This window comes from Mesorhizobium sp. YC-39, from assembly GCF_025753795.1.
In the GTDB taxonomy this organism is placed as follows: domain Bacteria; phylum Pseudomonadota; class Alphaproteobacteria; order Rhizobiales; family Rhizobiaceae; genus Mesorhizobium.
This window is the reverse complement of sequence record NZ_JAOWPS010000005.1, coordinates 551,822-574,072: the sequence shown is the minus strand read 5'-3', so window position 1 is coordinate 574,072 and position 22,251 is coordinate 551,822. Positions and strand designations below refer to the sequence as shown.

Here is a 22,251-nt window from a genome sequence, read left to right as displayed (position 1 = left end):
TTACACTCCTGCCAGTTCGAAAATGCGGGAAAGATCCTTTGCAGGCGCCGACGGGCGAGTGGCCTCGTTGCGCCATGCCTGGAACATCAACGCCGCCCACAAATCACGAGAATGATCCTGCCTGCCGTCGATGTGGTCTCGCCAGCACGTCTCGACCTTTGTGAAGTCGAAGATCCCGTCGCCGGAGAGGCGCATATCGGCGATAAGATCGCCGGCCCAGATGCGCAGCGGCCCTCTCAGCCACACAGCTATCGGAACGTCGAAGCCATGCTTTGGTCGGTCGATCAGCCGCTCCGGAACATAGCGATGCAGCAACTGACGAAGGATCCACTTGCCTCTGCCGTGGCGCACCATCGCGTCCGCCGGCAGACGCCAGGCGAACTCAACGACCCGATGGTCGAGAAGCGGGCATCGTCCCTCAAGGCTGTTGGCCATGCTGGCGCGGTCCAGCTTTACCAGTATGTCGCCGGGCAAATAGCCGACCATGTCGTCGTACAGGAGACGCGACAGCAGGCCATCAAGCGGAGGTGTGCCATTGATCGAAATGGGGGGTCTGTGGTGCGTGAGGTTTTCGGTCGATGATCCCATCAGCCGTTGATAGAGTTCATCCTCATCGGCGGCAGCAAGTAGCCGAGCCAGGCGATCCAGCCGATCGCTCCGCAGCGCATGCCGGGCATGAGCCGAAAGGGGCAGCTTGCTGACAAGATCGTGACGGGCTGCACGAGCGAGCAATCCAATACCTGTCGCAAGCGTCTGGCGCATCGGCAACGGCAGTCCATGCTGCCGTTTCACTCGGGCCGCCATGAGGTGGCGAGCGTAACCGGCAAAGCATTCGTCGCCACCGTCGCCTGACAGAGCCACCGCAACGTGCTGGCGAGCCAGCCGCGCCACGAGCAGAGTTGGTATCTGCGATTCGTCGGCGAACGGCTCGTCCCAGGTCTGTGGCAGTTCTGGAATGATGTCGCGGGCGGAGGCAGGCGAAAGGTGAAGTTCCGTATGGTCGGTGCCCAGATGCCGGGCGACCTCGGCGGCGTGGGGCGCCTCATCGAACCCGCCTTCTCCAAATGCGATCGTGAACGTGCGCACAGGCTTTGTGGATTGAGCCTGCATCAGGGCCACAACAGCCGAGCTGTCGACGCCGCCGGATAGAAAGCCGCCCAGCGGCACATCGGCAACCATGCGTTGCCGGACGGCAAGTCTCAGCAGCTTGTCGAGTTCATTTGTCAGCTCTTCGTCGGTGCCGGCGATTGGTTCCTGCCGACCTTTCTCGGCAACCTCGGCCAGCGACCACCATTGTCGGATGCGGTCCGAAAGGGACTTGGCACTGCGTGCGCTAGCAAAATCTGCAGCTGTCAGGGACAGAACCGAGCCGGGAGGCAGCTTAAAGACGCCCTGCCAGATGCAACTGCTATCCGGTACCCACCCCCTCGACAGCATCGCCGCCGCCGCATCGAGATCGAGCTCCTGACGGAAATCTGGAAAACGGTTGATAGCCTTTAGTTCGGAGGCAAAAACCAGTGCATCGCGTGTTGAGGCAACGTAGAGCGGCTTTTTGCCCATTCGGTCGCGGGCGATATGAAGGGTCCTCGTCTTCCTGTCCCACAATCCAAACGCGAACATCCCGGCAAAGCGCTTGAGTGCGCTATCGAGCCCCCAATTCTCGATCGCGCACAGCATGACTTCGGTATCGCTGGTGCCGCGGAAACGATGGCCCTCGCCTTCAAGTTCGTGGCGCAAATCGTGGAAATTGTATATCTCGCCATTAAAGGTGATGACGTACCGGTCACCGTCCGAATGCATCGGCTGGTGTCCCGCCTCCGATAGGTCGACGATGGCCAAGCGCCTGTGTCCGAAGGCAATGCCGGCTTCACGATCTGTCCAGAAGCCTTCGCCATCGGGCCCGCGATGACGCAGCGCCGTTGTCATCTGCACTATTGCCCTCAGTGGCTTCGCACTGGTTGCATTAGGTGCAAGAAGAATTCCGGCAATCCCACACATCCCCGTTACCCCAATTTACTGGAAAGTTTTTTGTTATAGGTCGCCGAAACAGCTTGCGGCGTTCCGGCGACAAGGCACAGCGTCACCGCAAACCACACGATCGGATGGCGGATGATCAGGTGCGGAAACCCGTAAAAGAGGATCGACAGCATCAACGCTAGCAGGGCGTCGAGCTTCGCACGCCAAGCGGCCAGGGTGGCTGATCCCAGGATCCAGAGCAGGGCCAGGACCGCAATCAAACCACCTTGGGTATACGTATCGAGATAGGTGTTGTGGGCCTCGAAAGGCAGGTCCTCAAACTGTCTATAGACGATGGATCGATCCACATGTGGGCCAGGACCAAGGCCCAGCGACGCTGACCCCAAGCCCTTGTGCAATGCATTAGTCCAGAGGGCGAAGCGAAGTTCAGCAGTCTCCGTTGTCTCCTCGCCGCCCCCACCTCGGCTGAGGCCTTTGGCTATATCTTCGACATTGCCAAACTCCTTGACGACGTAGGGCGCCATCGACATCGCCAGGGGAAGAAAGCCGACCATCAACAGGAGGGTCACTTGGCGGAAAACGGTAACTCTGTCGCCGGACGTGAACCATGTCCGAATACGCAGCCCCACAAATATCAGGAGGGTAAGGATGCTTGTGAGAAGAAAGGTATCGCTCTTTGTCAGCTTCCCGACAAGGAAGATCAGGCCAACGCTGCTGAACCCAAATAGCCTCGCCCACGGATTGCGGGTGGTCGTTGCAAGATACAAGGCCAGCGGACCAAAGAGTGCGCAATAGAGCGCCAGTTGGTTCGGATTTTCAGACCAGCCGGTGAAGCGATCCCAGAACCATGGGTCGACACCGGGTTGGTGGATAACCCCCCACCCGAGCGCCAGCTGAAAGACAAAGCACGCATTCGCGATCACGATCACCCACCAGGCGGCGCGACGCAAATGTAGTTCGGCGTCAGGCTCGGCTGCGGAGAGGCAGGTGACGCAGACCAACAGCAGGTAGGCTGTTATGTCGTGGACCGGTGCCGCCAGATATACAACCGAGGTCATCATGCCGACAATGAGGCCGACCCCCATGGCAAATGCTATGATCACCCAGAAGATCGCAAGACGGTACAGGGCCGGCGTGACCTCCAGATGACCACCGAGGAGCACGCGCCCGAGCGAGAGCATGATCCAAAGCGACAGCAACAATTCGGTATATCCGAAAGGCATTCCTGGAATGCTGAGCTGCGCGGCATAGGCCATCGCAACGCCGCCAGCCAGCAACGCGTCCCGGATCATCGGCGCACCCCTCCCATTTCGGGCTCTGCGGCGTCCTCTTCGAGCAAGATCGGGGACACAGGTCGAGCGAGAACGCTTTGGGAATTGGCGCTAAGGACTTTCTTGTACAGATCGCAATACTGGTCCACGACCCAGGGCAGCGAGAACTGCTCCCGGACAAGTTCGACGGAACGGCCGCCCATGAGCTTTCCGCCATCGCGGTCGGAGAGGACGTCTATTATTCGAGACGCCAGTTCATCGGCATCATGAGGCGGGACGAGGTAGCCGTTCCATCCGTCTTCAACCACGTCGTTGCAGCCCGGCATCCGTGAGGCGACGATGGGCAACCCTGCCAGTCCTGCCTCCAGCAGGACGCGCGGGATCCCCTCGCGATATTCCGTGGGAAAGGCGAACAGATCGGCCATGCCAAGGAGGGCTGGAACATCGCGTCGCGGACCCAAGGTGATGACATGGGGGGCATATCGATCGATGTCTGCCTTATCGACTGCAAATGGGCCTTCGGATTCCCATGGACCGACAAGCACGAAACGCGCATTAGGCCTTTTGGACAGGATGCGTGGAAGTGCTTTGAGAAGTGTTGGGATACCCTTCTGGCGGGTCAGCCGACCGACAAAAATGACGACTTCGGCGGACTGGTCGAGCCCGAGCTCTTCACGCATTCTCATGGCCGACGGGGCAAGATGCCTTGCCATGGCGAACGCATCGACATCGATTCCTGAACTGCGGATCAGCCGACCGCTGCCGCGTCGGATTAACCTGTAGCGCTCAAAGAAGGCCTGGTCGTCCCGATTTTGGAACACCGTCGCAGCAGTCCAGAAGGAGACAAGCCATTGCAATCCGCAAAAAACTGGACGCAGAGCCAGAGCCCGCGGTTCCAGCGATGAGAATGTCCAGCCCAGGCCATTGATCGTGCGGATGACTGGAAACCGTCCGCGCACCGCAAGCGGCGTCAGCAGGTTTGGCTTGGTGTCGAAGCTTTGGACAACGTCCGGCTGGAGTTCCGACATCAATTTTCTGATCGTTCTGACAGTGCCCCATTGACCCGTGCCACTGGAGAATCGGTCGAAGCCGTACTGGCGGTGCGGAATACCATGCCGCGAAAACGCAGCGTCACTGCCGCTCGAGACCGCAGTGACCCGAAAACCCTTTTCGCGCAGCGACATCAGGAACGGGATTCTCAGGGCGTGATCCTCGCCCCCCACACATACGAGATGCGGATTCATCCTGCCTCTCCTGACCCTGCGCCATACCCTAATGGCGGGCAGTGGCCGGCTTTCAATTCTGCTTTCATGCTCTTGGTTTCGCCATCTGTGCGCATATGTCGCCAAGGTCACGGTAGGGGCAGGCTGGCCTACTGTCCTCGTCTGTTTAGATGAGGCAAATGGGGTTTGGATCGCGCGGCGGCATCACACTTCGGTAAGCCTTGGCGTGGATCAACTGGTCGAGCCGGGAAACTCACCGCCTGACGCGCTTGCAACAACCGTGCGGCTGGTCTTCGCAACGCATATTTTGTCGCGCGTGGCGACGCATGAGAGGACCATTTCTCAAGCGGTTCCGCTGGTGAGAGCGTTCGAAACCGCGCTTCGACAACCATACCGCCGCCGGTGCCCCGGCATTCGCTCAAATCTGGTTTGGGGGCGTGTCTTTGGTCACGCTCCCGGTCGTGGATCGAAATCTTGATTCGCTGGCTGAACCTATGCGGCGTCGGTAACCTTGGCTGAGACCGAGCGGAACGAGCGCCTGCCATCTATGTCCACAACAAATTCAGTCGCGATGGTGAGGCTGCAATCTGGTTCACATCCTGCTTTAAACCTCTGCCAACCTTACCGGAAGCCTGACAGATTTCGTGAAACACTAACAATGAATCCGTCAGAAAGAAATTAACTAAACATAAGTGGCAAAACCGGTTGGCGCTAATAAAGTATATATGCGAAAAAACATGGTTTAATAAAGTGAAGTTTAAGAGTTTTTACCCGCAAAAGAAGGCATCTCCTTTTAATGAATTTTTGTATTACCAAGACAACGACCTTGAAACGTTCGGAAATCCTGCCGACGATCAACGATTCTATCAAGGGGTGTCGGTATGTGATTTGTCGCTAATATACGTCCTCTAGTAGGCAGGCAGCTGCGGGGCGCTATCGAATGAGAAAAAGGATTGTAGATGGCTCTCCACTTTGCAGCTGGCGGATCTGCCAGCGCGGTTGCAACCGCCGGCTTTAACCTGGTTGATGTTCAAACCGTCGAGCAGCTCAACGAATTGCCGGAAGGCTCGAAAGGCCTGGTCTGGCTCAACGAGGGCGAAGGGGTAACCCAGTCCTTCATCGACAAAGTCACCCCCTTCATCGGCAATGAGAAGCTGTATGGGTTTTTTCTCGTCGATGAGCCGGATCCAACCGGCAAGTACCATACCCAGGTGGACGCTGCCGATCTGAGAGCGGAATCCGACTATATCCATTCCCATGTGCCGGGCGCCAAAACCTTCATCACCCTGATGGACATGGGCTCGGCCGCAAACCCGGATTATTCCAACACCTACAACTATGCCAACACGCATATCGATCTGTTCGGCATAGACCCCTATCCGGTGCGCACGAGCTCAAGCACCGTCGACTACGACATGATCGACAGATCCGTGGCTGCCGCGGTGGAATCGGGCATCCCGATCAGCCAGATCGTTCCGGTCTATCAGACCTTCGGCGGCGGCGGCTGGACGACCAATACGGGCGGGTCGTATGTCATGCCCACGACGGACCAGCTGCAGACCATGATCGACCACTGGGAAAAGCTGGTTCCCGATCCGGCCTTCGACTTCGCCTATGCCTGGGGTTCGCAGAATGGCGATACCGCGCTTGAGAACTCTCCAACGCTGCAAGCTTTCTTCCGGGAACACAATTTGAGTTCCCCCACCGAGCCGACTGCCCCCACCGAGCCGGCTGCCCCTACCACGCCGACTGCCCCCACCGAGCCGGCCGCTCCCACTACGCCGACCGTCCCCACTACACCCACTACCCCTTCTGCCAATGATATTTTGCATGGCACCAGCGGAGCCGACGTGTTCCATGGAGCCGGCGGTCACACGATGATCGGCTATGGCGGCAACGACGAATATTATGTCGAACACGTCGCCGACAAGGTGGTCGAGTCTGCTGACCAAGGCCAGGACAGGGTGTGGGCCTCCGTGAGCTATGCGCTCTCGGCCGGCTCGTCGATTGAGGTCCTTGGCACCACGAATGATGCCGGCACCACGGCAATCAACCTGACCGGCAACGAGTTGGCACAAACCATCCAGGGCAATGCCGGCGACAACATCATCAACGGCGGCGGCGGTGCCGACAAGATGAGCGGCCTTGGCGGCAATGACGATTACTATGTCGACCATGCCGGCGACAGGGTGATCGAGTCCGCTGGCCAAGGCCAGGACAGGATTTGGACCTCCGTGAGCTATGCGCTTGAGGCAGGCTCGTCGATCGAAGTCCTTGGCACCACGAAGGATGCCGGCACCACGGCAATCAACCTGACCGGCAACGAGTTAGCCCAGAGCATCATAGGGAATGCCGGTAACAACGTCATCAATGGCGGCGGCGGCGCCGACAAGTTGACCGGCCTTGGCGGCAACGACACCTTCGTTTTCAACACCGCCCTTGGCAATGGCAATGTCGACAGGATTACCGACTTCAACCCGGCCCAGAACAAGATCCACCTCGACCACGCCATCTTTGCCGGGCTGAACGCAGGCGCGCTCACATCCGACGCTTTCTTTGCGGGTGCGGCCGCGCACGACAGTTCCGACCATATCATCTATAACAGTTCAACCGGGGCGCTTTCTTACGACAGCGACGGCACCGGCGATGCATCTCAGATACAGTTCGCCACCCTTTCCCCGCATCTCGCGCTTACGTCGGGCTCGTTCTTTGTGACTTGAAAAAGAAAAAGCGAAGAAACCGCATCGGCCACTATCGCCAGAGCAAATTTCTGTTGGCGCCCGCGGGCGCCAACAGAAAACTGGCTCAGTTTGAGTTTTGATTGAGATAGCTATAGACGCCCGCACCGATGGCGACAGCTCCTATCGTGATCAAAATGGACGGTGCTCCCATCAAGGTGGCGCCAATTCCCCAAACGAGGGCGACGGCTATGGCACCGGCCGTCCCCAAAACCATTCTTGGCCATTTCGACATGATCTGGCGTCTATCGCCTCAGCGCGTATAAGCGATCGATGGTTCCGCCTTCCATCGGCACCGCTACGTCGTCTTCCAGCAGCCGGGTAATCCGGGCAAAGCCGGTAAAAGCCTTCCTTGCTTCCTCGGCCGACATTTTGCCCGCCAGAGCTGCCGCGCAGCAGTTCAACGCGCATTGATAGACAGGGCCGCGTCGACCCGTTGGCCATTTCCGCAAAAAGACCATCGCCTCGCTAACGCTGTCGATATCTTCCACAGGCTGCCCCTGCCCGCGCGAAATTCGCACTGGCGAGAAGAATTGCAAGCGATCCATTGTTTCCTCCCCGTCGATCGCGATGCGTTCGATCGAACCCTATTAAATTCATGGCTAGCCATTTGGTTCCACACAAAAATGTCCAGCTGGTAAAAGAATTCGTGATGGGCGCGTGCAGCGAGGCAGTGCGCAAAGCCACACCGCTGCGCGGCTTTTTGCCGTAGTGGGGAACGTTCGGGCAACTGATGCATTTCGACCTTAGCGATGATCTTGAGGGAAATGCCAAAAATGAGAATAGCCCATGTGGCGCCGTTGCATGAATCCGTGCCGCCCCGGCTGTATGGTGGAACCGAGCGGATCGTGTCCTACCTGACCAACGGATTGGTCGAGCTTGGTCATGACGTCACCTTGTTCGCCAGCGGCGACACAAGCACGTCGGCTAGATTGGTGCCGTGCCGCGAGCGTGCGCTTCGCCTCGATCCTCGTCCGCTGAAATCCGAAACGGCCGCGCATCTTTCCATGCTTGCCGAAGTGAGAAAGCGCGCGCAGGAATTCGATATCATTCACTTCCATCTCAGCCATTTCCTGCATTTTCCCTTCTTCGAGCATATGCCCGAGCGGACGGTAACGACACCGCATGGCAGGCTCGACTATGTCGATCTGGCGCCGGCCTATGAGCGTTTCCCGCGTTTTCCGATGATCTCCATTTCCCGCAGCCAAAGGACGGGGCTCGCCAACGCCAACTGGTTGGCGACCATCCATCATGGGTTGCCAACCGGGATTTACGAGCCGGCTTTCGAGGCAAACCAAACGGAACCCTACCTTGCCTTCCTTGGTCGCATGTCGCGCGACAAGCGTCCGGACCGCGCCATCGAGATCGCGCTGCGCTCGGGGCTCAAACTGAAGCTTGCCGCCAAGATCGGCGACGACGACCGCGCCTATTTCCATGAGGTGGTCGAGCCGTTGATAGATGGCGACCGCATCGACTATGTCGGCGAGATCGTGGAGGACGAAAAGGCGGAGTTCCTCGGCAAGGCGGCCGGCCTCGTATTTCCAATCGATTGGCCCGAGCCGTTCGGCCTTGCCGTCATCGAGGCGATGGCCTGCGGCACGCCGGTAATTGGCTGGAATTGCGGCGCCATGCCGGAGATCGTCGACCAAGGCGTGACCGGCTTCATCGTGGATTCGATAGAGGATGCGGTCGCATCGGTGCCGGCCTTGCTGCGGCTTGACAGACGAAAGGTGAGAACCGTCTTCGAAAAACGGTTTTCCGCCGGTAGAATGGCCCACGACTATGTGGCCGCCTATGCGCGTCTGATCGGAACTCCGACGGAAGCAAGAGCTTCGTGATCCACGTCTCGCGGACCAATCAGGAACGAAACGAAGAGTTTTGCAACAAATGACCCAACTCGACGAGCGCAAGCTCGATCCGGCCGTGGCGCTTGCCTCTCTGGACGCTACCGCGCCGCGGGAGCCGCATCGGCTGTTTGCGCTCAAACAAGGCGACTGTTTCGCCGTCGCCGATGCCTATGGTGATATACGCGGCGCTGGCGACGGCTTCTTCCGTGACGACACGCGCGTACTTTCTGAATTCCGGCTGACTGTCGGCGGCCGGCAGACATCGTTGCTTGGCACGTCGCTCAGCCAGGACAATGTGCTGTTTACCGCCAACCTCACCAATTTGCCGATCCAGACCGCGGGCGGCCGGGACATTCCGCAGGGCGCGATCCACATCGAGCGTGTCAGGCTGCTTTGGCAGGATCGATTGTTCGAACGTATCACTCTTTCCAACTACAGCCGGGAACATTCAACCATCGGCGTTTCGCTGCATTTCGCCGCCGATTTTCGCGACATGTTCGAAGTGCGCGGCTCGACAAGGCCGAAGCGCGGCATGGCCCATGCGGCCGAGATTGATGCGGCTTCCGTTCTGCTGCGATACGACGGATTGGACGGGCTGGCGCGCATGTCGGCGATATCGTTCTCGCAAGCGCCCGACCATCTGACGGACGACCACGCGGATTTCCTGATTGCCGTGACGAAGCGCAGCAGCAAGGTGCTGTATGTCGAGGTCGGTCCAGAGGTGGCCAAGGCGCCAGACCGCGACCGTTTCCGCGCCGCCGCGGCCCGCGCCCGCTTCGGCATGCGGGCCAAACGCCGCCATGGCGCCACGGTGCACAGTTCGGGTCGCGTCTTCAACGACTGGGTCGAGCGCGCGCGCGCAGACGTGGCGCTTTTGACCACCGAGCTTGCCACCGGGCCCTATCCCTATGCGGGCATCCCCTGGTTTTCGACGGCGTTCGGCCGCGATGGCGTGATCTCCGCGCTGCAGATGCTTTGGCTCAACCCTGGCCTGGCACGAGGTGTGCTGGCCTTCCTTGCCCAGCACCAGGCGACCGAGACATCGCCTTTCAGCGATTCTCAGCCGGGCAAGATCATGCACGAGACCCGCAAGGGCGAAATGGCGGCGCTGCGCGAACTACCCTTCGGCCGCTACTACGGCGGCGTCGACACGACGCCCCTCTACATTCACCTAGCCTGCACCTATGCGGACCGTACCGGCGACATGACGTTCATCGACAGCCTGTGGCCTTCGCTCTGCGCCGCGGCCGAATGGACGGAAGAGGCAAGCCGGGCGACCGGCTTCCTCACCTATCAGCGCGCCGCCGAGTCCGGCCTCGCCAATCAGGGATGGAAGGACAGTATCGATTCTGTCTTTCACGCCGATGGCCGCATCCCCAAGGGACCGATCGCCCTGGTGGAGGTGCAAGGCTATGTCTTTGCAGCATTCCGGGGGCTGGCGGCACTCGCCCGTCGCCGTGGCGAGGATGAGAAGGCCGACCACTGGGATAGCCGCGCCGAGGCCATGCGCATTGCCGTGGAACGCCGCTTCTGGCTGGACGATCTCGATTTCTATGCCTTGGCGATCGACGGCGATGGCGAGCCCTGCAAGGTGCGGACGTCTAATGTGGGGCATCTTCTCTATGTCGGGCTTCCCGAGCCCGCACGGGCGCAGCTGGTTGCCGATCAGCTCTTGTCGGCGTCCTTCCACTCGGGCTGGGGGGTGAGGACGCTCGCCGACGACGCGGTGCTCTTCAATCCGATGTCCTACCACAACGGTTCGATCTGGCCGCATGACACCGCCATGTGCGGCGCCGGCCTGGCGCGCTATGGCGAACGTGAAAGCGTGGTCCGGTTGATGAGCGGCACGTTCGAATCCGCGGTGCATTTCAACATGCGACTGCCGGAACTGTTCTGCGGTTTCACCCGCGCGCCGGGCGAAGCACCGATCGCCTATCCCGTCGCTTGCCTGCCGCAGGCGTGGTCGGCGGGGTCGGCCTTCATGCTGATGCAGGCCTGCCTTGGCCTCGAAATCGATGGTTGGGACGGCGAGATCCGTGTCACCCGCCCCAGGCTGCCGATTGGTATCGACATGCTCACGCTGAGGCATCTGGGCGTTGGCGCAACGGCGGTCGACCTGACATTCCAGCGCGTCGGCGACCGGGTGGTTGCCTTCCTCGCCGATCGGCACGAAGGCCTGGTTCCGCTCATCGTGCGAACTTAATTCGGTTTGCGAATGGAATTGAATGCAGCGTTCCAATTATCGGAACCGATGGCCCGTTTGTGCGTTGCAAAATCATGCCGGTGGGCTGTCTGTCGCAGCGACCGGCTGCGAATTCGAAAAAACAAACAGAAAAAACGGTCACCAAACGACCGGAGGTAAGTGGTTTCCCAATGACAGACTACGGAATAGAGGTGCTCTGGGTTCTTATCCTTGCAAGCTTCGGCCTTTCCGCGATTGCGGTTGTATTCTCGTTATCCCGTCGGCGTCATAACCAGACACCGGCCATTGCATATACCCCCGGCGAGGATGTGGCTTCGGAAGCGGCGCGCAAGGTACTGCGCGAGTTCGAGAAAAACGGTCAGTCTGTCGATGCGGCATTGGTCACCTGGTCGCCCGACACCTTGCGCAAGATCCTGGCCGACGATCTGCCAGAGGCGCAGGTGATCGTGGTGTCCAACCGAGAGCCCTACATCCACAACATTAGGGGCAATGGCGTCGAACTCCTGGTGCCTGCCAGCGGGCTGGTTTCAGCACTCGAGCCGATCACCCGCGCCTGCTCCGGCACCTGGATAGCCTATGGCGGCGGCACCGCCGACCGTCTCATGGTCGACGAGAACGACCGTGTTCAGGTGCCGCCGGGCAATCCGTCCTACACGCTGCGCCGGGTCTGGCTGACGGAGGAGGAGCATCAGGGCTACTATCTGGGTTTCGCCAATGAAGGCCTGTGGCCACTTTGCCATATCGCCTTTACCCGGCCAGTTTTTCGCGCCTCGGACTGGGAAGCCTATGAAGCGGTCAACCGGAAATTCGCCGACACCGTGGTCGCCGAAGCGCGTAACGAGCGACCGATCGTGCTGGTTCAGGATTACCATTTCGCGCTCTTGCCGCGCATGATCCGTGAGCGCCTGCCCGAAGCGATCGTCATAACTTTCTGGCATATCCCATGGCCCAACTCCGAGGTCTATAGCATCTGTCCGTGGCGTGAGCGGATCCTGGAGGGGCTGCTTGGAAGTTCGATCATCGGCTTCCATACCCAGTTCCATGCCAACAATTTCACTGAAAGCGTCGACCGCTTCCTGGAAAGCCGCATAGAGCGAGCGGATGCGGCAATCTCCTATGGCGGGCAGACGACGCTGGTCCATGCCTATCCCATCTCCATCGAATGGCCGGCCGAACTCCTGGCGAAACTTCCCGATGTCGACCAATGCCGTACCCGTGTCCGCGACAGGTTCGGACTGAAAGCGGATGTCAAACTCTGCGTCGGCGTCGAGCGTCTCGACTACACCAAGGGCATTCTTGATCGTTTCCAGGCGTTGGAAGAATTGTTCACGAAACATCCAGAATGGGTCGGGAAACTGGTCTTCCTGCAGATCGCGGCACCCAGCCGCGGCACGCTCCCGGCGTACAAGCAACTGCACGATGAATGCCATCGCTACGCGGAAGAACTCAACCAGCGCTTCGGCAGCGAGGACTATAAGCCGGTCATCATGGTTGCCGAACATCATTCGCAGGAGCAGGTCTACGAGATCTACCGTGCTGCCGATATCGGCATGGTTACCAGCCTGCATGACGGCATGAATCTGGTCGCCAAGGAATTCGTCGCCGCGCGCGACGACGAGCAGGGCGTGCTGTTGCTCAGCACCTTCGCCGGCGCTTCACGCGAGCTTCTGGAGGCATTGATCGTCAATCCTTACGATGCGGCGATGATGAGCGAAGCGCTGCTGCAGGCGCTGACCATGACGCACGACGAGCAGCGCGAGCGCATGCGGCCCATGCGCGAAATGGTCCGCGACAACAATGTCTATCGCTGGGCCGGCAGTATGCTTCTGGACGCGGCGCGTCTGCGTAAGCGCGGCGATCTCGATCGGGTGACAGGTACGGGTGAGCGCTCGCCCTCAAACGCCAACAACGTCATCTCCATGTTCGAGCGGATGCGGAAGGCTGCGTCGTGAGAGAAGCCCAAAAGCCGCCAACGCTGGACAGGCCGGAAGGGCAATGGGCGCTCTTCCTCGATATCGATGGCACCCTGCTCGAACACGCATCCCACCCCGACGCGGTTTTCGTCAGTGAGGAACTGCGTGGGCTTATCGGCAATATTGAGCAAAGGCTGGGCGGCGCCCTCGCCTTCATCACGGGACGTTCCGTCTCCGCCGCGGACAGGCTGTTTCACCCATTGAAGCTGCGCGCCGCCGGACTCTATGGATTGGAGCACCGGCTGACGCCTGACGGCCCGGTCGGCGCTGCGGATACTCCGGCTGATATCGCCGCCCTTGCCGACGCGATCGAAGCCGAACTGGATGACGGCCAGGTTTACATCGAGCGCAAGGGTCCGATCCTCGCCATCCACACTCGTGCGGCGCCGCATCTGCTTGCCCGGGCAACCGGTCTTGTCGAACAGGCATTGGCTCAGCTTCCGCAGGGCTACCGCGTGATCCCGGGAAATGCCGGCGTAGAGCTCATGCCTCTGGAGGCGGTCAAAGGCGGCGCCATCCGGCGTTTCATGGAAATGCCACCCTTTGCCGGCCGGCGACCCGTATTTCTCGGAGACGACACGTCGGACGAAAACGGCTTCGAAGCGATAAACGAAGCCAGGGGCATCTCCGTCCGCGTCAAGCCGAGCGGACCGACGGCCGCAACCTACGCGCTTGAGAATGTGGCCGAGGCAATAGCCTGGCTTGAGGTCAATTTCGAGGTGTCGCGGGTGTCTTGATCGCGATTGATCGCCAAGCAGGAGTGATGGCTGTCCTAGCGATCTATCGGTCTGTCAAGTCCGGCACGTCACCGGCGACATCTCGTTCATCATTGCGGCCTCTCATCATTCGGCAGCGAGGCCAAACCTCTCAGGTTCCGCGAGCGCAACCTCGTCGGTCGTCGATGCGATGCCCTTTGGCAACCGCCATCCCTTGACCAACCCGTAGATCGCGGGGATCACCACCAGGGTCAGGAGGGTAGACGAGATCATACCACCGATCATCGGTACGGCGATCCGCTGCATCACTTCCGAGCCGGCGCCAGTGCTCCAGAGGATCGGGATCAGACCGGCCATGATGGCAACGACAGTCATCATCTTCGGGCGGACGCGTTCCACCGCGCCAAGCATGATCGCCTCATGGAGATCTGCCCGGTTGAACGGCTGATTGCGTGCGGCCCGCTCTGCCTTCACTTCGGCCATGGCCTGCTCCAGATAGATCAGCATGACGACCCCGGTCTCCGCGGCGACGCCGGCGAGCGCGATGAAGCCGACCGCGACAGCCACCGACATGTTGAAGCCGAGCCACCACATCAGCCAGACCCCGCCGACAAGGGCAAAGGGCAGGGACAGCATGACAATCAACGTCTCGGTGAGTGCCCTAAAGTTGAGATAGAGCAGCAGGAAGATGATGAGCAGGGTGACAGGCACGACGATCTTCATCCGCGCCGCGGCTCGCTCCAGATATTCGAACTGCCCGCTCCAGGCGACCGAATAGCCAGGCGGCAGCTTCACCGCCGCCGCGACTGCCTTCTGAGCGTCGGCGACATAGCCGCCGAGATCCCGGCCGTTGATGTCAACGAAGATGTAGGTCGCGAGCTGGCCATTCTCGGTGCGGATCGAGGTCGCACCGCGCGTCAGCTGGACCTTCGCCACCTCGCCGAGCGGAATGGCACCACCACTGGGCAGCGGCACTTCGACGTCGGTAGCGATCGATTGAGGATTTGAGCGCAGATCACGGGGGTATCGGATATTAACCCCGTAACGCTCACGTCCCTCGACAGTTGTCGTCACGGTCTCGCCACCCAGCGCTGTGGCGATGACGTCATGGACGTCGCCGACGCCAAGGCCGTAGCGGCCAAGCGCCTCGCGATCCGGGACAATGTCGAGATAGTAGCCGCCGATAACCCGCTCGGCATAGGCACTCGATGTGCCCGGAACCGTTTTGAGGACCTTTTCGATTTGGCGCGCGACCTTCTCCATCTCCGCAAGGTCGGTGCCGAACACCTTTACGCCGACAGGCGTCCGGATGCCGGTCGAAAGCATATCGATGCGGGCGCGGATCGGCATGGTCCAGGCGTTGGAGACGCCGGGAAACTGCAGGGCCTTGTCCATCTCGGTCTTCAGGCTGTCGATGGTGACACCAGTGCGCCATTGATCCTTTGGTTTCAAATTGATGATGGTTTCGAACATCTCTGTAGGGGCCGGGTCGGTCGCGGTCATCGCCCTCCCCGCTTTGCCATAGACAGAATCCACCTCCGGAAAGGACTTGATGATGCGGTCCTGCATTTGCAGGAGCTCAGCCGCCTTGGTGACGGAGACCCCCGGCAGGGTCGTCGGCATGTACATCAGCGTGCCTTCGTTCAGGGTCGGCATGAATTCCGAGCCGATCTGGCTCACCGGCCAGACGGAGACGCCAAGCACGGTAAGCGCAAGCGCGATGGTGAGCGTCTTCGCCTTCAGGACGCCGCGAATGACGGGACGGTAGATCCAGATCAGGAAGCGGTTGATCGGGTTCTTGTGCTCGGGGATGATCCGGCCCCGCACGAAGACCACCATCAAAGCCGGCACCAGCGTCACCGACAGGATTGCCGCAGCCGCCATGGCGAAGGTCTTGGTGAAGGCAAGAGGACCGAACATCCGGCCTTCCTGCGACTCGAGCGTAAAGATCGGCAGGAACGATACCGTTATGACGAGGAGGCTGAAGAACAGCGCCGGGCCGACCTCGCTCGCTGCATCGATCAGGATTTGTACGCGCGGCTTGCCGGACGGAGCCCGCTCCAGATGCTTGTGCGCATTCTCAATCATGACGATAGCAGCATCAATCATGGCGCCCACGGCGATGGCGATGCCACCGAGGCTCATGATGTTGGAGCCGAGCCCGATCGCCTTCATGGCGCCGAACGCCATCAGGATGCCGACAGGCAGCATCAGGATGGCGACGAGCGCGCTGCGCAGGTGAAGGAGGAACACCACGCAAACCAGGGCGACGATGATGCTCTCCTCGGCGAGTGTACGCTTCAGCGTCTCGATCGCCGCTTCGATAAGCTGCGAGCGGTCATAGACCGGCACGATCTCGGCACCCTTGGGCAGGCTCCCGGCGATGTCGGTCAAGCGTTGCTTGACGTTCTCGATCACAGTCAGGGCATTGGCCCCGAACCTCTGCAGGACGATGCCGCTCGCGACCTCGCCTTCGCCATTGAGCTCTGTGATGCCGCGCCGTTCGTCGGGACCGATCTCGACCCTGGCGACGTCCTTGAGGCGCAGAGGCACGCCCTGTTCCGTCTTCAAGACTATGTCTTCGATATCGGCAGTCGACTTGATGTAGCCACGGCCGCGCACCATGAACTCGAATTCGGAAAGCTCCAGCGTGCGTCCGCCGACATCCCGATTGCTGGCGCGCACGGCGTCGCGGACCATAGACAGCGAGACGCCCTGGGCGCGCAGCCGCAACGGATCGACGACGATGTTGTACTGCTTGACGAAGCCGCCGACGCTCGCGACCTCGGCGACGCCCTCAGCCTTGGAGGCGGCGTATCGCACCACCCAGTCCTGCAGCGACCGCAGCTCGGCCAGCGTCATGTCCTTGGCGACGACGGCGTACTGGTAGACCCAACCGACGCCAGTTGCATCGGGGCCGAGGCCTGGCGTGACACCAGCCGGCAGGCGCTGCGCGGCGGCGTTGAGATATTCGAGCACGCGCGACCGCGCCCAATAGGGATCCGTGCCGTCCTCGAAGATGACGTAGACGAAGGACACACCAAAGAAGGAGAAACCGCGTACCACCTTGGATTTCGGCACGGTCAGCATTGCCGTCGTCAGTGGATAGGTGACCTGATCCTCGACGACCTGCGGCGCCTGGCCGGGATACTCGGTGTAGACGATGACCTGGACGTCCGAGAGGTCTGGAATCGCGTCGAGCGGAAGGGTCTTCAGCGCGTAGGCTCCGGCGGCCACCGCGAAGGCTGTACCGACGAAGATCAGGACGAGATTGCGTGCAGACCACGCGATGAGCCGGGCAATCATGGCGCAGTCTCCGGGCTCGTCATGCCGCTCAGTGCAGCCTTCAGATTGCTCTCGGCATCGATCAGGAAATTCGCTGAGACCACGACCCGGTCGCCGGTGGCAACACCATTGCGGATTTCGGTAAAGCCGCCGCCCTGAAGACCGATCTTGACCTCTCGCGGCTCGAACCGGCCCTCGCCCTTGTCGAGGATCACGACCTGCCGCGTGCCGGTGTCGATTACGGCGCTGTCGGGGACGGCGACGACCGGGGCATTGCTGCCGCTGCCGATCTCAACATCGGCATACATGTCCGGCAACAAGAGACCATCCGGATTTGGGATCTCGATCCGCACCTTGGTCGTGCGCGTTTCCTTGCTGACCTGCGGATAGATCAGCGCGACACGGCCGCTGAAGGTCCGGCCCGGTAGACTTCGCACCCGCATCGTTGCGGCGGCGCCGACCTTCACGGCTCCCAGCTGATATTCGGGCACGTCGGCGACGATCCAGACAGTCGAGACGTCGGCGAGGCGAAAGAGCACATCACCGGGCGACGCCTTCATGCCTTCGACCACATTGCGCTCGAGGATCACGCCATCGCGCGGCGCGGTCCAGGTGATGGAAGTCTGAACCTGGCGGGTACGGTCGATGGCGGCGATCACATCGGGTGGGAGCGCAAGATTCTCAAGGCGCTGGCGCGCCCCGGCCGAGGCGCGGCCGCCGCCGTTCAGATCGGTGAGATATTGGGCGCTCGCCGCAGCGATCTCGGCCGAATACAGCCGCATCAGCGGCTCGCCCTTTTTGACCCGATCGCCGGTGGTGACGTCCGCGACCTTGTCGACGAAGGCATCGGTGCGCGTCGCGACCACGCTGACCCGCCGTTCATCAAGCTGCACGGTGCCGGGCACTCGCACCGGACGAACGATCACCTGCTCGGTGGCGACCTCCGACCGGACGCCGGTCCGCTGCAGTTTGCCTGTGGCGACTTTGACAGTCGAAGCGTCGTCATCCTCGCCCGCGTAGACAGGGATGTAATCCATCCCCATGGAATCCTTCTTCGGCGCCGGTGAGGTGTCCGGAAGGCCCATCGGATTGCGGTAGTACAAGATCCGCTTCGGTTCGCCATTCGCGGCGACGGTCGCAGCCGCGGCCGGCGGCTTGTCCTCGAAGTTCAGGTCCTCCCCCGCCAGAACGGGCAGGAAGTCCCGCCCATCGACGGTCTTCTTCGGAGTTGCCGCATAGGCTGGGAGACCGTCCGGATCTCGGTAGTAGATCACGGGTCCGGTGGGCGCAGGGTTGGCGCTCTTCGGAGGCGCTGCAACGCCTTCGAGCCAAGGGACAGCTTGCAGCCATGGAATGGCAGGCAGCTCAGGATTGCGCTGTCCCGCCCAAAAGCCTCCAGCACCCGCCGCCAAAACGGCGGCGAGGGTGAGGCCGGTGCGGCCGGCGCGATTCATGGCGTGGCCTTGAATTCGAGCTTGTTTTCGAGAGAGCCGGTTTCGCCCTGCACCTTGGCGCCGATCGACAGGCGGTAGCCACCTGGCATCATCAGATTTGCCTTGAACCGATAGATGCCGGGCTCCGTCGAGGGCAACGACTCGATTGGCGCCGTCATCATCTCCATTCCGTCCGGCGCCATGTCGACGCGCTTGGCAAAGATCACCGCGTCGGGCACCACCTTGCCGGAGCGCTTGTCGATGAGGCGGACAGCCACAATCGCGCCATCACCGTTCTTGATCGCGCTTTGAACGAGTTGAAACTCATAATCGTCGATCCCAGCCCAGGCCTTCGAATTGGCATCGCCGACAGCAAGACCGATCAGCGCCGCGGCTGCGACGCGCTTCGCATTGTAAAAGTTCATTGTCAGATTTTCCCAAAGTTCATCATTTTGGCCGCGCGGAATGCCCGGCAGGTTCGTGGTCAGGCTGTTGCCAAAACCACGGGCTCTCGCCGCAGGGCCTTCAGCCGCGCGGCAACAAACGGCCCCGATGGAGCCGTCTCGATGAATTCAGGTTCTTGGAGGTCTGGGAGGTGGCGGACTAGGCAGGAGATCCCGCCCAATGTCATTGCTAGGCGCGATCACGTCAGCAGCAGATAACCGGGTCAGCGTGATGGCTGCGGTCGTCGACGCGCTCGAAAAGCACTTGGCGAAACATAAGGTCGCGAGGGGACAGGACTTCTGGCAATCAGATACTGGCTGCTTCTGGTCCGAAGGACACGGCATGCCGTCCGGCATGGATGCCATATCCGCCATTGTTGCCATAGGTTCGACAACCATCATCGCCGCAGCAGATGGTGTCACCATCGGCGCGGTCAGAAGGCTCACGACGGCCAGCATCGAGAGCAACCGGGGGAACAAGGTCCAGAACTTCACCCAGGCAACATGACATGTGGTGCAGTGCAAGAAAAGGTCCCAAGCCTCACGTTTCCGTCAGGTAATGCTGGCCAATAGCCTGCGGCCGCAACTGGATATTGTGAAATCGTGCGTAGCAGTCCTGCGGGCGGCCCCACTGCTGGATCAGAGATTCGATTCGAACATCGATACGAGAGATGATAGTCTCGTCTTCGGTCCTCGGGAGGAGGAAATGCGCGCCATTGCATTGTTTGCCGGCGTGTTGGTGGCTACGCCCCTGATGGCAGCGGAGCAACTGATTTTTTACGCTGCCAACTTTCCAGACGCCACGTCGGTCCAGCTCAGCGTCCTGAACAATAGTGTGTCGCGAGATGGGGACTATGACTTTGACGTCGCTATTGGCTTAGTCGAGACGGACGCAAAGGGCGCCATCAGGTATGAAGATACCGGCAGGCATCGTGCACGCGTTCGCTGTGCCTATCCGGCGTATGTGAGCGTGGGTACACGACGATATCCTATTGAGATGCCTCCGAGCCGCTCGGCACCTGACGATTGGAAAGAAAATCTCTGGATAGCATTCTGCGCGGCCCCCTCGTCGTGACGCTCGTGCTGACGGCATTGCCAGAGCGGGCCGCCGCCGGTTGATTTTGAACCCGAGGCGCATGCATCCGAGCCTTGCGCGTTCCTTTAGAGGCGGGGAACTGTGCTGATCAGTCGGCCAAATGCCGCGCTGGCCGAGCCGCATCAGCCCGATGATAAGCGGAAGCGATTGCCTCGAACTGGATCCAGGTCACGCAGGATCCGAGGCGCACGGCTTGCCCGGTCGCTCCTGAGTCGTGTGGCCCATTTGTGGGCAGATTGACTTTCTTGTAGAGCGGAACGTCACCGAGGCATTTAAGCGATCTAGAGTTAATGCATGTCGCCCAAAAGTGTGCAGCGGTTTTGGGATAACGACATGCATAAAAACAAAGACTTAAAGCGCGTCGCATGAATCTCATCAGACGCGACGCGCTTTAGTAGTGACTGTGTTTAGGGTGCGGGGTTCATCGGGTCACCGACCTTCACTTGGCATTCGGTGTGGTCGAACAGGCTCTGGCTTCACCGCCGCTGTGACAGGCCGCACGACTCGCGGCTCACCGGGCGGCCTTGCGGCGTTCCGGTCCGGATCCTGCGGTTGACTACTTTGTATCTTTGACGCCTGCGTCGGCAGCAGATGGACGTCGACGGTTTCAGAGCGGCCCGGGACGGTTGCACCCCTTAGCGTTTGCCACTCAGGCGTCCTCCAATGCCGCGGTAGTTTTCTGGCGAGTTCGTCCGAGATGACGATGCGGGCATCCGTCAGCTTGCACATCGCCTGAAGCCGGGCGGCCAGATTCACCGAATCGCCGATCACAGTGTATTCGCTATGAAGTTCTCCAGGTATGACGCCTCCGATCACGTGGCCGTAGTGAACGCCGATCGCGAAACTTAGAGGATTCTTGCCGTCGCGCATCCTGACCTCGCTCCACACTTCGAGAAAGTAAGACAATTCGACCGCGCATTCGAATGCTCCGCGCGCGGCGGTCGCGAGCGGCAAAGGAAACCCGAACACAGCCATGACGCCATCGCCGATAAATTTGTCCACGATCCCGTCATATCCCGATACGGCTTGCGTCACACGCCGCCTATATTCGGTGAGGAGAACCGCGATCTCCTCCAGCGGCATCGTCTCGGAAAGCCCGGTGAAGCCTCGGATATCGACGAACAGTATTGCCGCCTCCTGGCGGCGAAGGCCGAGATGCGCACCCCCGGTTGCCAAGCGCTCGGCCGTTTGGGGAGCGAAGAAGCGGGCCAGGTTCGCCCGCTCGCTCGAACTTGCGACCACTTCCTGCACCAGCCGCCGGATGTCCAAGACCAGAACGATCTGGATCGCCGCGACGACCGTGAAAGCGGCAAGGCGAACGACCGCCGCCTGAACTTCCTCCGAAGAGAGGCGGAAGACAGCCTCAAAACCATCTTCCCAAACCGGCAACAAGGCGACGGCCAAGGAACCGAGAATGACGATGATTGCAAAGGCGGCAACCGGCCCTGCGCGCATGCGCATACTCGCGTGTGAAAGGAGCACGAACGCCATGACGAGGCTTGGCGTTGCCAGTGCATCGACCAAGGAGGAGGTGGGATCAAGAAGGTGCTCGGCGGTCAGATAGATGACGAGCGACGCGTCTACCGCGACATAGACCCAATTCAGCCGCGGTCGGAACAACCGCGTTATTACCAGGCTCACAGCTACAAAGGTGATCGCGGCATAGGCGCTCAGCAGCGTAAGGTGGATCTCGTGATTGACGATGTCCGGTTCGAGCGCGACAGAGAGCGCGAACACGAATAAAGCAACGAAACGCCAGAGAGCGGTGCGTAGTTCGTTGCGCTGTTCGACCACCGAAATTAGATCATCGATTTCCGTTCGTGCGCGACTGCTGGGTGTCATAGGCATTCGGCTCAATTTAGCGATAGATGAACCCATCGGCACGAACCGGGTCCTTGGCCCCGTCCGTTGACCAGATGCGGGATGCTTGTTGTCCACAAGAGACAAGCCCACAGCGGCTACATTTGGCACGCAGCTTGCGAGAGCCAGGCAAGCACAAAATTCCAAAGCGGCTCTCGCAGACCTGTCGCGGCTGACGAGGGTCCA

15 protein-coding genes are annotated in these 22,251 nt (G+C 60.4%); 7 read left to right on the top strand and 8 right to left on the bottom strand.

All coding sequences use genetic code 11. From position 1 onward, the window contains the following. From asnB to OHD62_RS28380, 3 genes are read right to left on the bottom strand one after another with little or no spacing between them, the layout of a single operon-like run. On the bottom strand, nucleotides 1–1,998 hold the full coding sequence (asnB, locus tag OHD62_RS28390) for an asparagine synthase (glutamine-hydrolyzing) (RefSeq protein WP_263789932.1): 1,998 nt from the start codon (nucleotides 1,996–1,998) through the stop codon (nucleotides 1–3). A gap of 5 nt (nucleotides 1,999–2,003) precedes the next feature. Next, the gene (locus tag OHD62_RS28385) at nucleotides 2,004–3,269 is read right to left on the bottom strand and encodes an O-antigen ligase family protein (RefSeq protein ID WP_263789930.1); all 1,266 of its coding nucleotides are present in this window, start codon (nucleotides 3,267–3,269) and stop codon (nucleotides 2,004–2,006) included. Then, nucleotides 3,266–4,492: a glycosyltransferase family 4 protein gene (locus tag OHD62_RS28380; protein WP_263789928.1), complete on the bottom strand. Its 1,227-nt coding sequence runs from the start codon at nucleotides 4,490–4,492 to the stop codon at nucleotides 3,266–3,268. The genes OHD62_RS28385 and OHD62_RS28380 overlap by 4 nt, the downstream gene beginning before the upstream one ends. A gap of 938 nt (nucleotides 4,493–5,430) precedes the next feature. On the opposite strand from OHD62_RS28380, the gene OHD62_RS28375 reads away from it, so the two are divergent. Continuing rightward, nucleotides 5,431–7,191: a calcium-binding protein gene (locus tag OHD62_RS28375; RefSeq protein ID WP_263789925.1), complete on the top strand. Its 1,761-nt coding sequence runs from the start codon at nucleotides 5,431–5,433 to the stop codon at nucleotides 7,189–7,191. Between the two features lie 263 nt (nucleotides 7,192–7,454). Here the strand turns inward: OHD62_RS28375 and OHD62_RS28370 are convergent, their stop codons facing one another. Next, on the bottom strand, nucleotides 7,455–7,757 hold the full coding sequence (locus tag OHD62_RS28370) for a DUF982 domain-containing protein (RefSeq protein WP_097577299.1): 303 nt from the start codon (nucleotides 7,755–7,757) through the stop codon (nucleotides 7,455–7,457). Between the two features lie 228 nt (nucleotides 7,758–7,985). Between OHD62_RS28370 and OHD62_RS28365 the strand changes: the two genes are divergently transcribed. The 4 genes from OHD62_RS28365 (at nucleotide 7,986) to otsB (ending at nucleotide 13,969) form a co-directional block, all read left to right on the top strand. Next, nucleotides 7,986–9,047: a glycosyltransferase family 4 protein gene (locus OHD62_RS28365; protein WP_263789923.1), complete on the top strand. Its 1,062-nt coding sequence runs from the start codon at nucleotides 7,986–7,988 to the stop codon at nucleotides 9,045–9,047. A 49-nt stretch (nucleotides 9,048–9,096) separates the two neighbouring features. Beyond that, the gene (locus OHD62_RS28360; protein ID WP_263789921.1) at nucleotides 9,097–11,259 is read left to right on the top strand and encodes an amylo-alpha-1,6-glucosidase; all 2,163 of its coding nucleotides are present in this window, start codon (nucleotides 9,097–9,099) and stop codon (nucleotides 11,257–11,259) included. A gap of 170 nt (nucleotides 11,260–11,429) precedes the next feature. Beyond that, nucleotides 11,430–13,211, top strand: a complete 1,782-nt coding sequence (locus OHD62_RS28355; RefSeq protein ID WP_263789919.1) for an alpha,alpha-trehalose-phosphate synthase (UDP-forming) — start codon at nucleotides 11,430–11,432, stop codon at nucleotides 13,209–13,211. Further along, nucleotides 13,208–13,969, top strand: a complete 762-nt coding sequence (gene otsB, locus OHD62_RS28350) for a trehalose-phosphatase (protein WP_263789917.1) — start codon at nucleotides 13,208–13,210, stop codon at nucleotides 13,967–13,969. The genes OHD62_RS28355 and otsB overlap by 4 nt, the downstream gene beginning before the upstream one ends. A gap of 105 nt (nucleotides 13,970–14,074) precedes the next feature. Here otsB and OHD62_RS28345 read toward each other — a convergent pair whose 3' ends face one another. From OHD62_RS28345 to OHD62_RS28335, 3 genes are read right to left on the bottom strand one after another with little or no spacing between them, the layout of a single operon-like run. Then, the gene (locus tag OHD62_RS28345; protein ID WP_263789915.1) at nucleotides 14,075–17,254 is read right to left on the bottom strand and encodes an efflux RND transporter permease subunit; all 3,180 of its coding nucleotides are present in this window, start codon (nucleotides 17,252–17,254) and stop codon (nucleotides 14,075–14,077) included. Beyond that, complete coding sequence (locus OHD62_RS28340) at nucleotides 17,251–18,687, bottom strand: efflux RND transporter periplasmic adaptor subunit (RefSeq protein ID WP_263789913.1); 1,437 nt, start codon at nucleotides 18,685–18,687, stop codon at nucleotides 17,251–17,253. The genes OHD62_RS28345 and OHD62_RS28340 overlap by 4 nt, the downstream gene beginning before the upstream one ends. After that, complete coding sequence (locus OHD62_RS28335) at nucleotides 18,684–19,091, bottom strand: FixH family protein (RefSeq protein WP_263789911.1); 408 nt, start codon at nucleotides 19,089–19,091, stop codon at nucleotides 18,684–18,686. Before OHD62_RS28335 ends, OHD62_RS28340 begins: the two co-directional genes overlap by 4 nt. 199 nt (nucleotides 19,092–19,290) lie before the next feature. Between OHD62_RS28335 and OHD62_RS28330 the strand changes: the two genes are divergently transcribed. Next, nucleotides 19,291–19,617: a hypothetical protein gene (locus OHD62_RS28330; protein ID WP_263789909.1), complete on the top strand. Its 327-nt coding sequence runs from the start codon at nucleotides 19,291–19,293 to the stop codon at nucleotides 19,615–19,617. A gap of 198 nt (nucleotides 19,618–19,815) precedes the next feature. Further along, nucleotides 19,816–20,184: a hypothetical protein gene (locus OHD62_RS28325; protein WP_263789907.1), complete on the top strand. Its 369-nt coding sequence runs from the start codon at nucleotides 19,816–19,818 to the stop codon at nucleotides 20,182–20,184. Between the two features lie 450 nt (nucleotides 20,185–20,634). Here OHD62_RS28325 and OHD62_RS28320 read toward each other — a convergent pair whose 3' ends face one another. Continuing rightward, the gene (locus tag OHD62_RS28320; protein ID WP_263789906.1) at nucleotides 20,635–22,047 is read right to left on the bottom strand and encodes an adenylate/guanylate cyclase domain-containing protein; all 1,413 of its coding nucleotides are present in this window, start codon (nucleotides 22,045–22,047) and stop codon (nucleotides 20,635–20,637) included. Nucleotides 22,048–22,251 lie beyond the last annotated feature (204 nt).